At 73.2% G+C, this 12,832-nt stretch carries 13 protein-coding genes; 6 read left to right on the plus strand and 7 right to left on the minus strand.

What is annotated here, in order from left to right; genetic code table 11:
- The first annotated feature begins 139 nt into the window (after window positions 1-139).
- Together AB0637_RS09765 and AB0637_RS09770 are read left to right on the plus strand one after the other, a co-directional pair.
- Window positions 140-1,453, plus strand: coding sequence for an ATP-binding protein (locus AB0637_RS09765; RefSeq protein ID WP_366171751.1), 1,314 nt, complete (start codon window positions 140-142; stop codon window positions 1,451-1,453).
- Window positions 1,450-2,130: a response regulator transcription factor gene (locus tag AB0637_RS09770; protein WP_366171753.1), complete on the plus strand. Its 681-nt coding sequence runs from the start codon at window positions 1,450-1,452 to the stop codon at window positions 2,128-2,130. Before AB0637_RS09765 ends, AB0637_RS09770 begins: the two co-directional genes overlap by 4 nt.
- Before the next feature lie 75 nt (window positions 2,131-2,205).
- Here AB0637_RS09770 and AB0637_RS09775 read toward each other — a convergent pair whose 3' ends face one another.
- Window positions 2,206-2,874, minus strand: a complete 669-nt coding sequence (locus tag AB0637_RS09775) for a hypothetical protein (protein WP_366171755.1) — start codon at window positions 2,872-2,874, stop codon at window positions 2,206-2,208.
- Window positions 2,875-3,163: 289 nt separating this feature from the next.
- Here AB0637_RS09775 and AB0637_RS09780 point away from each other — a divergent pair, with 289 nt between their 5' ends.
- The 3 genes from AB0637_RS09780 to ispF are packed head-to-tail and all read left to right on the plus strand — an operon-like array spanning window position 3,164 to window position 4,796.
- A complete protein-coding gene (locus AB0637_RS09780; protein WP_166615106.1) occupies window positions 3,164-3,646 on the plus strand; it encodes a CarD family transcriptional regulator in 483 nt (160 codons plus the stop codon).
- The gene (ispD, locus tag AB0637_RS09785) at window positions 3,643-4,323 is read left to right on the plus strand and encodes a 2-C-methyl-D-erythritol 4-phosphate cytidylyltransferase (protein WP_366171951.1); all 681 of its coding nucleotides are present in this window, start codon (window positions 3,643-3,645) and stop codon (window positions 4,321-4,323) included. The genes AB0637_RS09780 and ispD overlap by 4 nt, the downstream gene beginning before the upstream one ends.
- The gene (gene ispF / locus AB0637_RS09790) at window positions 4,320-4,796 is read left to right on the plus strand and encodes a 2-C-methyl-D-erythritol 2,4-cyclodiphosphate synthase (protein ID WP_366171758.1); all 477 of its coding nucleotides are present in this window, start codon (window positions 4,320-4,322) and stop codon (window positions 4,794-4,796) included. Before ispD ends, ispF begins: the two co-directional genes overlap by 4 nt.
- 10 nt (window positions 4,797-4,806) lie before the next feature.
- On the opposite strand, the gene AB0637_RS09795 is transcribed toward ispF, so the two are convergent.
- From AB0637_RS09795 to AB0637_RS09820, 6 genes are read right to left on the minus strand one after another with little or no spacing between them, the layout of a single operon-like run.
- Window positions 4,807-6,135, minus strand: a complete 1,329-nt coding sequence (locus AB0637_RS09795) for an FAD-binding oxidoreductase (RefSeq protein WP_366171760.1) — start codon at window positions 6,133-6,135, stop codon at window positions 4,807-4,809.
- A complete protein-coding gene (locus AB0637_RS09800; RefSeq protein WP_366171762.1) occupies window positions 6,126-7,541 on the minus strand; it encodes an amidase family protein in 1,416 nt (471 codons plus the stop codon). The genes AB0637_RS09795 and AB0637_RS09800 overlap by 10 nt, the downstream gene beginning before the upstream one ends.
- Window positions 7,538-8,692 carry an LLM class flavin-dependent oxidoreductase gene (locus AB0637_RS09805; protein ID WP_366171764.1) on the minus strand — a complete coding sequence of 385 codons (1,155 nt, stop codon included), beginning with the start codon at window positions 8,690-8,692 and terminating at the stop codon, window positions 7,538-7,540. Before AB0637_RS09805 ends, AB0637_RS09800 begins: the two co-directional genes overlap by 4 nt.
- Before the next feature lie 25 nt (window positions 8,693-8,717).
- Window positions 8,718-9,800 carry an ABC transporter substrate-binding protein gene (locus AB0637_RS09810; protein ID WP_366171766.1) on the minus strand — a complete coding sequence of 361 codons (1,083 nt, stop codon included), beginning with the start codon at window positions 9,798-9,800 and terminating at the stop codon, window positions 8,718-8,720.
- Between the two features lie 41 nt (window positions 9,801-9,841).
- The gene (locus AB0637_RS09815; RefSeq protein ID WP_366171768.1) at window positions 9,842-10,726 is read right to left on the minus strand and encodes an ABC transporter permease; all 885 of its coding nucleotides are present in this window, start codon (window positions 10,724-10,726) and stop codon (window positions 9,842-9,844) included.
- A 54-nt stretch (window positions 10,727-10,780) separates the two neighbouring features.
- A complete protein-coding gene (locus tag AB0637_RS09820; protein WP_366171770.1) occupies window positions 10,781-11,572 on the minus strand; it encodes an ABC transporter ATP-binding protein in 792 nt (263 codons plus the stop codon).
- Between the two features lie 199 nt (window positions 11,573-11,771).
- Here AB0637_RS09820 and AB0637_RS09825 point away from each other — a divergent pair, with 199 nt between their 5' ends.
- Complete coding sequence (locus AB0637_RS09825; protein WP_366171772.1) at window positions 11,772-12,806, plus strand: ABC transporter substrate-binding protein; 1,035 nt, start codon at window positions 11,772-11,774, stop codon at window positions 12,804-12,806.
- The last annotated feature ends 26 nt before the right edge of the window (window positions 12,807-12,832 follow it).

Genomic DNA, 12,832 nt, shown 5'->3' on the forward strand with positions numbered 1-12,832 from the left:
CCGGTCGTCGGCGCCGTCCGAGGCACGGTGCCAGGCCCGGGTGAACGAGCGGCCCCCGACGGGTGAACATCTGGGCCCCGCTGCCGTGCCGGGGCGTCGGTGGCCCGGGGTCGCCGTCCGACGACCGTAGGCTGGAGCTGTGCTGGGCGAAGCCTCCGTCTCGATCGCCGCGGCGGTCGGCGTGCTGACCGGGGCCGCCGGCGTCCTCGCGTTCCGCGTGTCCGAACGTCTGCAGCGGTCGCCGGCCCCCCCGTCGACGCCCGTGGGCGGGCTCCCGCCCGGGGTGAGCGACGTCCTCATGGCGTTGCGCTCCTCCGCGGTGGTGCTGGCGGCCGACGACGAGGTCGTCAAGGCCAGCGCGGCCTCCTACGCCACGGGCGTCGTCGCCGGCGGTGAGCTCGTCGACGCGCAGCTGCGCGAGATGGTGCGCGCCTGCCGGCGCGACGGGCGGATCCGCGAGACCGAGACGGAGCTGGGCGCGGGGTTGGGCCGGCCCCCGGCCGTCGTCCTGGCCCGGGTCACCCCGCTGGGTCCGCACCACGTGCTGCTGCTGCTGGAGGACCGGACGGAGTCCCGGCGCGTCGAGGCCGTCCGCCGCGACTTCGTCGCGAACGTCAGCCACGAGCTGAAGACGCCCGTGGGGGCGCTGTCCCTGCTCTCCGAGGCCGTCGAGGACGCCGCGGACGACCCGGACGCCGTGCGGCACTTCGCGAGCCGGATGCGTCGGGAGGCGATCCGCCTGACGACGCTCGTGCAGGAGATCATCGACCTCTCGCGCCTGCAGGCGGCCGAGACCGTCCTGCGGCCGGAGCTCCTCGAGGTGGACCAGCTCGTCGTCGAGGCCGTCGACCGGGTCGGGACGGTCGCCCACCAGCGGGGGTCCGACGTCGTCGTGGCCGGCCAGCGGGGGTTGCACGTGCGGGGCGACCGCGAACTGCTGGTGACGGCCCTGCGCAACCTGGTCCACAACGCCCTGGCCTACTCACCCGAACGCAGCCGCGTCGTCGTCGAGGTGCAGCGGGGGACGGGGCAGGTGGTCGGAACGCCTGCGGGACAGCAGGTGCCGACCATCGACCTGGCGGTCTCCGACCGGGGGGTCGGCATCAGCCAGGCCGACCTGCACCGCATCTTCGAGCGCTTCTACCGCGTCGACCCGGCCCGGTCCCGGTCCACCGGCGGGACCGGTCTCGGCCTGTCGATCGTCAAGCACATCGCCGGCAACCACGGTGGGGACGTGCGGGTGTGGAGCGCCGAGGGCGAGGGGTCGACCTTCACCCTGCGGCTGCCCGACCCCGACCTCGCCGAGTCGACGCCGAGCACCACGGCGGCCCCCGAGGCCGCCGCGGTGGCCGCGTCCGGGTCCGCCTCCACCCCGTCCAGTCCTCCGTCGGCCTCGGGTGGGACCCCCGGCCGCCGGCCCGCACCGAACAGTCCCCTGGAGGTCCGACCGTGACGCGCATCCTGGTGGTGGAGGACGAGGAGTCCTTCTCCGACCCGTTGTCCTACCTGCTGCGGCGGGAGGGGTACGACGTCGCGGTCACCGAGAACGGGCCGGACGCCCTGGAGGAGTTCGACAAGGAGGGAGCCGACCTCGTCCTGCTCGACCTCATGCTCCCCGGCCTGCCCGGCACGGAGGTGTGCCGCCAGCTGCGGACCCGCTCCAGCGTCCCCGTCATCATGCTGACGGCCAAGGACTCGGAGATCGACAAGGTCGTGGGGCTCGAGATCGGCGCCGACGACTACGTCACGAAGCCGTACTCCTCGCGCGAGCTGCTCGCCCGCGTGCGCGCCGTGCTGCGCCGCGGCGCCGAGCCCGAGGAGCTCGTGCAGACGACGGTCGAGGCCGGCGGCGTCCGGATGGACGTCGACCGGCACGTCGTGACGGTGCGCGGTGAGCGGGTGCCCATGCCGCTCAAGGAGTTCGAACTGCTCGAGATGCTGCTGCGCAACGCGGGCCGGGTGCTGACCCGCGTCCAGCTCATCGACCGCGTGTGGGGGTCCGACTACGTCGGGGACACCAAGACCCTCGACGTCCACGTCAAGCGTCTGCGCGCCAAGATCGAGCCCGACCCCTCCAACCCGCGCTACCTCGTCACGGTGCGGGGCCTGGGCTACAAGTTCGAGGGCTGAGCCCGCACGCACGAGAGGGGCGGTCCCGACGGGACCGCCCCTCTCGTGCGTGCATCGAGCCGTGTCGCCGGGCGCTCAGCCCTCGCCGTTCCCGGAGGAGCTGCTGCTCTCGGTGGGCGGGCCGCATTGGATCGACGCGGACGGGGACGCCGAGGCGCTGGCCGTCGGCTGCGAGGCCGGGGCCGTGGGGGTCACCGTCGCGTAGTCGAAGCAGGGGCGCAGCACCTGGGCGTTCACCGAGGCGTTCTGGCCGTTGATCGTGAACGTCACCGGGACGGTCTGACCGGGGATGACGGGCACCTGCGGCACCTGCAGCCAGGCGACCTCCTCGTCGTCGCCGGCGTCGTCGGTGGAGGAGACGTTGTCGGCCACGGCACCCGGGTCGCCGATGTGGAGCGAGGCGTTCTGGGGGATGAAGTACGACTGCGTCGTGGGCGACCCGGCGTCGACGTCGACCGAGACGGACACGTTCGCGGCCTCGGTGCCCGAGTTCACGAGGACGGCGGACAGCACGCCCGGCTCGTCCACCCCGCTGGCCACCATGAGGACGTTGCGGATCTCGACGCCTTCGAGCGCGGTCTGCGACCCGTCGCTGGGTGCGTACGGCTTGAGCACCGTCGGCGGCGAGAAGACGGAGCACCCGGCGACCCCGAGGACGGCGGCCGAGGTGACGACCGCGAGGGCCGAGCGGCGGACGAGGCGGGTCCGGTCACCGCTGGTCAGGAGCGGGGTGCGCAGCTTCACGCGTTCAGACTACCGGCAGTCGTAGCTGCGGTCGCAGGGGAGCTGTGCGCAGCGATCACGTCCTGATCACGGTCTCGTCACGGGCCGGTACGCGGCCCGGAGTCCGTCAGGTGTGGTCGTGAAGTGACGCAGAGCAACGGTCCAGACCGCGCGCGAAGCACGTCACCGGGGACCTGTCAAGCCCTGGGACTGGACCTGTGAGCCTCTGACCTGCGCAAACGCTCCGTCCGGGACTGTCCGCCCCCCGTTCAACGTGGTAACCTGGGTGCAGGGAAAGGGGTCACGTTCTATGGCTTTCACGGTCGGCGAAACGGTCGTCTACCCCCACCACGGGGCAGCACTGATCGAGGAGATCAAGACCCGCACCATCAAGGGTGAGGAGAAGCTGTACCTCGTGCTGAAGGTCGCCCAGGGCGACCTCACCATCGAGGTGCCGGCGGACAACGTGGACCTGGTCGGCGTCCGCGACGTCGTGGGTCGCGAAGGGCTGGACCGCGTGTTCTCGGTCCTGCGCACCCCGTACGCGGAGGAACCGACCAACTGGTCGCGCCGCTACAAGGCGAACCTGGAGAAGCTGGCGTCCGGTGACGTCGTTAAGGTGGCCGAGGTCGTGCGCGACCTGTGGCGCCGTGACCAGGACCGCGGGTTGTCCGCGGGCGAGAAGCGCATGCTCGCCAAGGCGCGGCAGATCCTCGTCTCCGAGCTCGCGCTCGCGGAGAACACCAACGAGGACAAGGCCGAGTCGCTGCTCGACGAGGTCCTGGCCTCCTGAGGACCGCGCTCGTCGTCCCGGCCGCCGGCCGGGGCGACCGGCTCGGCGCGTCGCGCCCCAAGGCGCTCGTGCCGCTGGCCGGTGAACCACTCCTCGTGCACGCCCTGCGGCGCGCCACCGCCTCCGGCGTCCTCGACGTCGTGGTGGTGGTCGCGCCCGCAGGCGCGTGCGACGAGGTACGTCTGCTCCTGCAGCCCGTCGTGCCCGACGTCGTCGTCGTGCCCGGTGGCACCGAACGACAGGACTCCGTGCGCGCCGGGCTGCGTGCCCTGCCCGCGGACGTCGACGTCGTCCTCGTGCACGACGCCGCCCGCTGCCTCACCCCGCCCGACGTGTTCACGTCCGTCGTGGCGGCCGTGCGGGCCGGGGCCTCCGGTGTGGTCCCCGTCGTCCCCGTCGCCGACACCGTCAAACGTGTCGCGGGGCAGCAGGTCCTCGAAACGCTCGACCGGTCCGAGCTGGTCGCCGTCCAGACCCCCCAGGGGTTCGCCGCCGACGTCCTGCGCGCCGTCCACGAGGCGGCCGTGCCCGGCGCGGCGGCCACCGACGACGCCGGCATGCTCGAGGCCCTCGGCCACACCGTGCGCACCGTGCCCGGGGCCGAACGCGCCTTCAAGGTGACCCGCCCGCTCGACCTGCTCCTCGCGCAGGCCCTGCTCTCCTCGGAGGCCCCGTGACCACCCCGCGCGTCGGCACCGGTCTCGACGTCCACCCCCTCGCCCCCGGACGCCCCTGCTGGGTGGCGGGGGTGCTGTGGGAGGACGAGGAGTCCGGTCCCGAGGGCCACTCCGACGGCGACGTCGCCGCCCACGCCTGCTGCGACGCCCTCTTCGCCGCCGCGGGCCTCGGCGACCTCGGTGCCCACTTCGGCACCGCCCGACCCGAGTTCGCCGGCGCCTCCGGGGTGCGGCTGCTCGGCGAGGCCGCCCGGCTCGTCCGCGAAGCCGGCTTCGAGATCGGCAACGTCTCCGTCCAGGTCGTCGGCAACCGCCCCAAGGTCGGCCGTCGCCGCGCCGAGGCGGAGGCCGCGCTCTCGGCGGCGCTCGGAGCCCCCGTCTCCGTCGCCGGCACCACCACCGACGGGCTCGGCCTGACCGGACGCGGCGAGGGCATCGCCGCGATCGCCACCGCGCTCGTCGTCCCGCGCTGACCCGACCAGGTCACCCCAGCGGCGCGAGCTTGCCGGGGTTCAGCAGGCCCTGCGGGTCCATCCGCAGGGCCCACGGCCAGCGCGCCGCGAGGTGCGTGTGGCAGACCCAGGTGTGCGGGTCGTCCACCTCGATCCCCTCGGCCGCGAGCCGGCGCATACCGGCCCGGACGGCGTCGTCGGACACGAACGGGGCCAGGATCCGCCCGGTCAGCGAGGCGCGGCCGTCCACCCGTCCGCCCTCCAGCTGGAGCGAGGCGCCCGGGTAGACCTCCTCGACGAGCGCCCGCCGGCCGACGATCGCCTCGCCGCGGACGAGGACGTGGAACAGCTCGGGTCGGGCCGCCTTGGCCCGCAGCGTCGTGTGGTTGTTGACGAGGGTGGCCAGCAGCCGGTTGGCGTCCGTGCGCACGGACGTGACCCGACCCCCGTGCTGCTCCACGAGCGTGGTGGCGCCGGCCACGGACCCCTCGGTCAGCTGCACGCGGACGTTGACCACCCCCGCCTCCACGCCGGGGTCCTCGGGGAACAGCGCCGCCAGGTCCGCCTCGGTGACGGCCAGCACGCGCGGCAGCGGGTCGAGTCCCAGCAGGTCCAGCGCCAGTGCGGCGCCGGTGTCGAGGTCGGGGACCGAGGCGAACAGGCTCGTCCACGGCCGGGCCGGAACGACCCGCAGACCGACCGAGACGATGACGCCCGTCGTTCCGTAGGCGTGGGTGTGAGGGGCCGTGTCCGGCCAGCGCACGACGTGGGGGGTCGAGTCACCGTCGACGCCGACGACGGTCAGCTCGCGGACGACCCCCTCGTGGTTGAGGCCGAACTCCAGACCCCCCACGCCGCCGGAGCCCCCCGCGACCCAGCCCGCCACCGTCGAGTTCAGCGTCGTCGGGAACGAGGCGAGTTCGCGGCCCAAGGGCAGCAGGGCGTCGGTGAGGTCGTCGAAGCGGGTCCCGGCCGGGACGCGGACGAACTCGTGCTCGCCGTCGTGGTCCAGGTCGGGCGCTTCGACGGGCGGCCCGGTCAGCCCGGTCAGGTCCAGGACCAGCCCCTCGACGAGGGAGACGCTCTGCCCGTAGTTCGACGTGCCGCGCCCGCGCGGGACGACGGGGACCCCCCGCTCGTGCGCCCAGCGGGCCACGACCTGCACCCCCTCGACCGAGGTGGGCCGGACGACGGCACGCGGCGTCCGACGCGGGATGGTGTGCGTGATCACGGGGGAGACCCACGAGAAGTCGCGCAGCGCGGCCTTCCTGCTGGCCTCGTCCGTCGCGACGGTGCCGAGCGCGCCGATCAGCTCCTCGAGCTCAGCCAGGTCGGCGGGACGGGTGTTCGTCAGCTCCACGGTGCGGGTGCCTTCCAGCCAGCGAGTCCGGCGGCCTCGGCGAGGACCGCGAACGTCAGGGGGGTGTGGTCCTCCAGGTACGGGCCGACGACCTGGACGCCGACCGGCAGGCCGGAGTCCTCGCCCGGACCGAGGGCCAGGACGCTGACGGGCAGCTTGCCGATGCTCGTCAGCCGGTTCCACGACACGAGCGCGTCGGCGTCGACGGGTTCGCCGTGCCGGGGGGCCGTGCGGGGCGCGGCCGGGGCGAGCACGACGTCGACCGTCCTGAAGCGGTCCTCCCAACGGTCCATCGCGTCGCGCTGAGCCTCGAGGTCCCGCAGCGCGTCGCGGTGCGTGGCGGTGACCGCCCGCGAGAACGCCGACTCCTCCCGCGTCGAGACGTGGTGGGCCCAGCGCTCGTCGTCGAAGCCGTGGACGACCTCGGCGGCCTGCAGCCGTTGGAACAGCTCGAGGGCCCCGGGTCCGTGGACGGGTGGGGCGGTGAACTCCTCGACGTGCGCGCCGGCCCCCGCGAGGGCGTCGGCGAAGCGCGTGATCGCGGACCGCGTTTCGGGGTCCACGGGGCAGGCGGGGTCGTCCAGCCAGACGCCGACGCGGGTGCCGACCAGGTCACGGTGGCGGGCCCGTGGGAGGTCGAGACGCCAGCCCGTGGCCTCCGGTCCCTCCGCACCGGCCATCGCGGAGAAGAACAGGGCGGCGTCGGCGGCCGTGCGGGTCAGCGGGCCGATCGCCGACGTGGGTGGTTCCAGCCGGCCGCCGCGGGGCCACGGCAGGTTCCCGAGCTTGGACACGACTCCGTTGGACGGCCGGTGGCCGGAGAGCCCGCACCAGGCGGCGGGCAGCCGCAGGGACCCGGCGAGGTCGCTGCCGAGGTCGGCGACGGACAGCCCGCCGGCCACGGCGGCCGCCGCCCCGCCGGAGGACCCCCCGGGGGAGCGGTCGAGGTCCCACGGGTTGCGGGTGCGGCCGAACGCCTCGTTGACGGTCTCGTGGCCGGACAGGTAGACGGGCACGTTCGTCTTGCCGAGCACGACGCACCCGGCGTCCCGCAGCCGGCGCACGGCGGGCGCGTCGAGCGCGGGGACGTGGGCGTCGCTGAGGCGACCGTGGGTGCTGCGCAGACCGGCGACGTCCACGGAGTCCTTCACGCTCACGGGCAGTCCGGCCAGCGGGCCGAGCGGCTCACCCGCCACCCTCGCCCGGTCGACCTCCCGAGCGGCGGCCAGAGCGCCCTCGGCGTCGACGAGGGTGAACGCGCCGAGCGCCGCGCCCGGACCCGCGATGCGTGCGAGGTGTTCGCGGACCAGGTCCTGCGCGGAGACCTCCCGGGCCTGCAGCCGGTGCAGGAGCTCTCCGGCGCTGCAGCGGGTGAGTGCACCGTCCTCGACGCTCGCGGTGCTCACGGCGCCATCCGGATCCCGAGGCGGGGCGCGACCTCCGCGGAGACCAGGTGCATCTGCTCCTGCACGACCTCTCGGGACAACCCGGGGCCGTCGAGCGCGAGCGACAGCAGTTCCAGGCCGAGCGCGCTGCGGTACGCCTCGATGGTCTCGGCGACGTCGTCGGGCGTCCCGACGGCGTAGACGTGCTGGCGCACGGACTCCTCCAGCGTCGGCTGGAACGCGAACGGCACGCTGTCGTGACCGGCCGGGGGGTCGTAGTGCGAGAACCGGCCGTAGGGCGCGAGCAGCTTGGCCAGTTCGTCGTGCGCGGGCCGGACGCGTTCCAGGGCCTCCTCGCGGGTGCGACCCACGTGGGCGTGCAGGACGAGCATCCGGCGGGGTTCCCGGCCGGCCTGGGCGGCGAGCTCGGCGTGCCGGTCCCAGGCGCGCACGAGCGAGGGGATCGACTGCCGGGTGTAGACGCCGACGTGCCCTTGTTCGGCCACGTACTGCACGGTCCGGGCGGACGTGCACGCCTGGTAGAACTCCACCGGGCGCAGGACGTTCGGCACGAGGGTGAGGTCGGTGACGACCCCGCCGCGGTCGGGGATGCCCGTCGGGGGGTAGGTGAAGTGCTTGCCGCTGAACGAGAAGCGGTCCTGCGTGAACGCCAGCTTGAGGACCTCGACGGCCTCGGCGAAGACCTCGCGGTTGGTGTTCTCGGCGTCCGCGTCCATGCCGTTGTCGCCGGACTCGATCCGGGCGCCGAGGGTCTGCATCTCCCGCGGAACGGTGCCGCGGCCCACGCCGAAGCGCATGCGGCCGCCCGTGAGGACGTCCGCGGCGGCGAAGTCCTCCGCGAGCCGCAGGGGGTTCCACTGCGGGACGATGTTGAACATCTGCCCGAAGTTGATCCGCTGGGTCACCGCCGCCGACCACAGGCCCAGGAGGACCTGGTTGGGGACGACCTCGTAGCCCTCGTGCTGGAAGTGGTGCTCGGTGTACCAGAGGGTGTCGAAACCCGTCTCGTCCGCGGTCCTGGCGTAGGCGACGAAGTCGGCGTAGGCGGCCGCGAAGTCCTCGCGGCCGTAGCGGCGCTGCGTGGTCGCGGGTCCGTGCAGGCCGGCGTCCGGCATGGCGACGGCCCCGAGCAGGTTGGTGTCGATGCGCATGGTGGGTCCTCCGGATCGATGCGGATCAGGCCTGGCCGGTGTAGGAGCCCGCGGGGGCCGGCGGCAGGGTCGTGGGGACGGCGACGTCCGGCAGGAACTCGGCGGTGTGCAGGTCCTTCGCGGCGAAGTCCTTCTCGATGCGGCCCAGCTCCTGGAGCTGCCCCGCGAACTCGGTCCAGCGGTCGTCGGTCATCGAGGACATCGTGGTGCGCTCACCGAGCACGTACTGGCGCTGGGTGTCCCACGCGTACCAGTTCTGGTCCTCGGCGAGCTGCTCGTTCGACTTCTTCAGGTCGGCGTTCGTGGCGGTCGCGACGGCGACGTCGGAGACGTAGCGGGCCCAGCCCTCGGCGGCCGCGCCGAGGACGGCCTTGACGAGGTCGCCCTTCTCGTCGAGGAACTGCGTGGTGGCGACGAGGAGGTTCCCGTACGGGCGGTAGCCGGCGTCCAGGTAGGGGAAGAAGTCCACGGGGACGCCCTCGGTGCTGGCGGTGTAGACCTCGTTGGTGGGGAAGGCCTGCTGCACGAGGTCGTCGGACTGCAGGAACGGCGCGATCGAGCCCGAGTACTGCTGGGTGGTGAACTCGATGCCCTGCGACTCCTTGACCCAGTCCTGGCCGATCGAGGTCTGGGTGACGGCCCACGTCTTCCCGCCGAGGTCCTTCCACCCCGTCGCGCGCAGGCTCTTCTTCGTCATGACGCCCGTGGGGGAGACGTCCCAGTCCGCCCCGACGGCCATCAGCGGGATGCCCTGGTCGCGGGCGTCGAGGTAGCTCTCGGCCGTCATCGACGCGATCTGCACCTGGTTCGAGGTGAGGAGCGTCAGTCCCGAGATGTTGGCGCCGCCGGGGGCGAGGGTGACGTCGAGACCGGCGTCGGAGAACAGCTCCTGGTTCGCGGCCGCGTACCAGCCGCCGCTCTGCGCGTTCGGGTACCAGGACATCTGGACGGTGAGGGCGCCGGTGGCGGACCCGCCGCCGGCGGCGGCGCCCGCGGTGGACTCCTGACCGCCGCAGGCGGCGAGGAACCCCGAGGTGCCGAGGCCGAGGGCGGCCAGGGAGAAGCCGCGGCGGGACAGGTGGTGGCGAGGCTGGGTGGGGGTGCGCACGAGGGGCTCCGAGGGTCGTGGGGGAGGTGGGGGGAGGCGCATCACTCGTCGTTCGGCAACGCGGAGTCGTGCCAGCGCTGCAGGAGGAGGCGTTCGGCCAGCGTCATGAGCCCGAACAGGACGAGGGAGACGAGGGAGGCGGCGAGGACGGCGCAGAACAGCTGGGGCATCAGGAGCTGGGTCGCGTCGGTGGTGATGACGTACCCGAGACCACCGCGGCCGCCGCCGATGCCGGCGACGAACTCCCCGACGATCGCGCCGATGACCGAGGAACCGGCCGCGATGCGCAGACCGGTGAAGACGAACGGCAGCGCGTACGGGACCCGGAGGGAGAACATCTCGAAGGTCTTGCCGGCGCCGGCCATGGAGTAGAGCTGGACGAGGTTGCGATCGGTGGACTTCAGCCCCGTCAGGGTGTTCGCGGCGACGGGGAACACCGCGATCATGGCGGCGACGACCGTGTTCGTCGCTGTCCCCGCGCCGAGCCAGACGACGAGCAGCGGTGCCACCGCGATGATCGGGATCGTCTGCAGCAGCACCATGTACGGGTACAGGCCGCGTTCGGCGACGTTCCAGCGGGCCATGACGAGGGCGACGAGGAACCCGACGGCGGCAGCGAGCGCGAACCCGAGGTAGGCCTCCTGCATCGTGACGAGCGCGGGTTCCACGAGCGCGGGCACGGCCTCGCCCACGGCCCCGATGACCGCACCCGGTCCGGGCAGCAGGTAGGTCGGGAGGCCGAACCCGCTCACCAGACCCTGCCACAGCCCGAGGACGAGCACGAGGGCGACGAAGGGCGGCAGCAACTTCCGGCGCAGGTCGCGGCGCGGGCGCCGGGTCACCTGCGGTGTGCCCCCGGGGGCGGGACCGGCGGAACCCGGGGTCGAGGGGGTCACCGGGTCCTGGTGCTGCGTCGTCGTGCTCACGTCTGCTCCTCGCGGGCGGTCGGGGGGTTCACGGGGTTCACGGGGTCCAGCGGTTCACGCGGTGGCGAGGGTGGCGGCGATCTCGCGGGCCAACGCGTCGAGGGCGGCCTCGTCGCGCCGGGCGGCGGGGTCCGCCGACGGCGGGCTCGGGGAGTCGACGACGGTGGCGACCCGGCCAGGACCCTTGGCCATGACGACCACGCGGTGGCCGATCTTCACGGCCTCGCGGATCGAGTGGGTGATGAACATGACGCCGAACCCGCGCTCGCGCCACAGGCGCAGCAGTTCGTCGCTGAGCCGGTCTCGGGTGAACTCGTCCAGGGCCGCGAAGGGTTCGTCCATGAGCATCAGCTCGGGGTCGCTGGCCAGGGCGCGGGCCAGCGAGACGCGCATCTTCATCCCGCCGGACAGTTCCCGCGGCAGGGACCCCGCCACGTGCGACAGGCCCACGAGGTCCAGGGCTTCGGTGGCTGCGCGGCGGCGTTCGGCGCGGGGCACACCGCGGATGCGGGCGACGAGTTCGGTGTTGGCCTGCACGCTGCGCCAGGCCAGCAGGGTGGGGTCCTGGAACACGTAGGACGTGCGCTCGGTCGCGCGGTGGACGGTGCCCGTCGTGGCGCTGGACAGGCCCGCCGCCATCCGCAGGAGCGTGGTCTTGCCGCAGCCGGACGGGCCCACGACGCTCAGCACCTCGCCGGCGCCGATGGTGAGGTCCACCGGTGCGAGGGCCGTGAACCCGTTGCCGTAGGTCTTCGTGACCCCGTCGAAGACGACCAGGTCGGCGGTGCCCGCCGAGGAGCGGGTGGACGCGCTGCCGGCCGCTGCGGTGGTGGTGGAACCGGACACGGTGGACCTGCCTCTCGTGGCGCGGTGGGTGGTGGTTCCGGGAGGGAGTCCCGGTGGATGGGGACCACCGTATACATAGCGTGTTTCATTGGTGTGAAATCTTGAGAAACACGGTAGGGCAGCAGGATCGGGGCGTGGTTCACGGATCCGAAACACGAAGGAAGTGAGTGTGAAACACGCTCTGGATACAACTCTCCCCATGACCACCCGTCGTCAGTTGCTGACCGGCGCGCTCCTCGGCGCGTCGGCGACCGCCCTCGCGGCCTGTTCCGGGGGCACGTCCCGCGCCGGGTCCGCCGCCGCGTCGGGGCGCACACCCCTGTCCGTGGTGCTCGGGTGGTACCCCACTCCCGAGAGCGGCGGTTGGTTCGCCGCACAGGAGGAAGGCCGGTTCACCGATGCCGGCCTCGACGTCACGCTCCAGCCCGGTGGTCCGCAGGTCTCCGGCGTGCAGCTGGTCGCCGCCGGTCGCGCCGACGTGGGCATCGCCTCCGCCGAGGACGTCGTGCGCTCCCGCTCGCAGGGGATCCCCGTCGTCGCCGTCGCAGCGCTCTACCAGCGCAACCCCGTGGGCGTGATGGTCCACGCCGACCAGGGCGCCACGTCGATCGACGACCTCCTCGACCGCACCTGGGTCGTCCAGACCGGTGCCCTCGGTCACGCCTGGGTGGAACGCGTGAAGGGCGTGACGCTGAAGACCCGGGTGTACTCCGGGTCGATCGCCGAGTTCCTCCACGACCCCGCGCTCGTGCAGCAGGGGTGGCCCACGAACGAGGCGTTCACCGCTCAGCAGGCCGGCGTCCCCGTCACGTTCTTCAGCTACGCGGACACCGGGTACGACCCCTACAACGACGTCGTCTTCGTCCGTGAGGACACCCTGCAGGACCGCCGCGAGGACGTTCGCGCGTTCCTGCAGGCGGGGTTGACGGGGTGGAGCGGGTACCTGTCGGACACCGCCGTCGCCGAACGCGCCAACGCGGCGATCCGCCGGGAGAACACCGAGCTCGACGAGGACGCGCTGTGGTTCGCGTGGGACCGGCAGCGCGAGTTCCTCGTCGCTGGGGACGGCGCCACCACGGGCCTGGGCGCCATGACGTCGCAGCGCTGGAGCGACCTCGTCCAGGCCATGGACGACCTCGGCGGGTTGCAGGGCGACGTCGACGCCGCGCAGGTGTTCACGACCGACCTGCTCCCGACCGTCCCCGCGCCGGCGAGCCTGCCCCCCGCCCCCTGACCCGACCCGAGACGTGCCCTCCCCGG

This window comes from Kineococcus sp. NPDC059986, from assembly GCF_040702905.1.
In the GTDB taxonomy this organism is placed as follows: domain Bacteria; phylum Actinomycetota; class Actinomycetes; order Actinomycetales; family Kineococcaceae; genus Kineococcus.

Excerpts from the sequence above, each read along its gene's own strand:
- AB0637_RS09825 (WP_366171772.1), top strand. The coding sequence starts at position 11,772 with ATGACCACCCGTCGTCAGTTGCTGACCGGCGCGCTCCTCGGCGCGTCG.
- AB0637_RS09805 (WP_366171764.1), bottom strand. The coding sequence starts at position 8,692 with ATGCGCATCGACACCAACCTGCTCGGGGCCGTCGCCATGCCGGACGCC.
- AB0637_RS09780 (WP_166615106.1), top strand. The coding sequence starts at position 3,164 with ATGGCTTTCACGGTCGGCGAAACGGTCGTCTACCCCCACCACGGGGCA.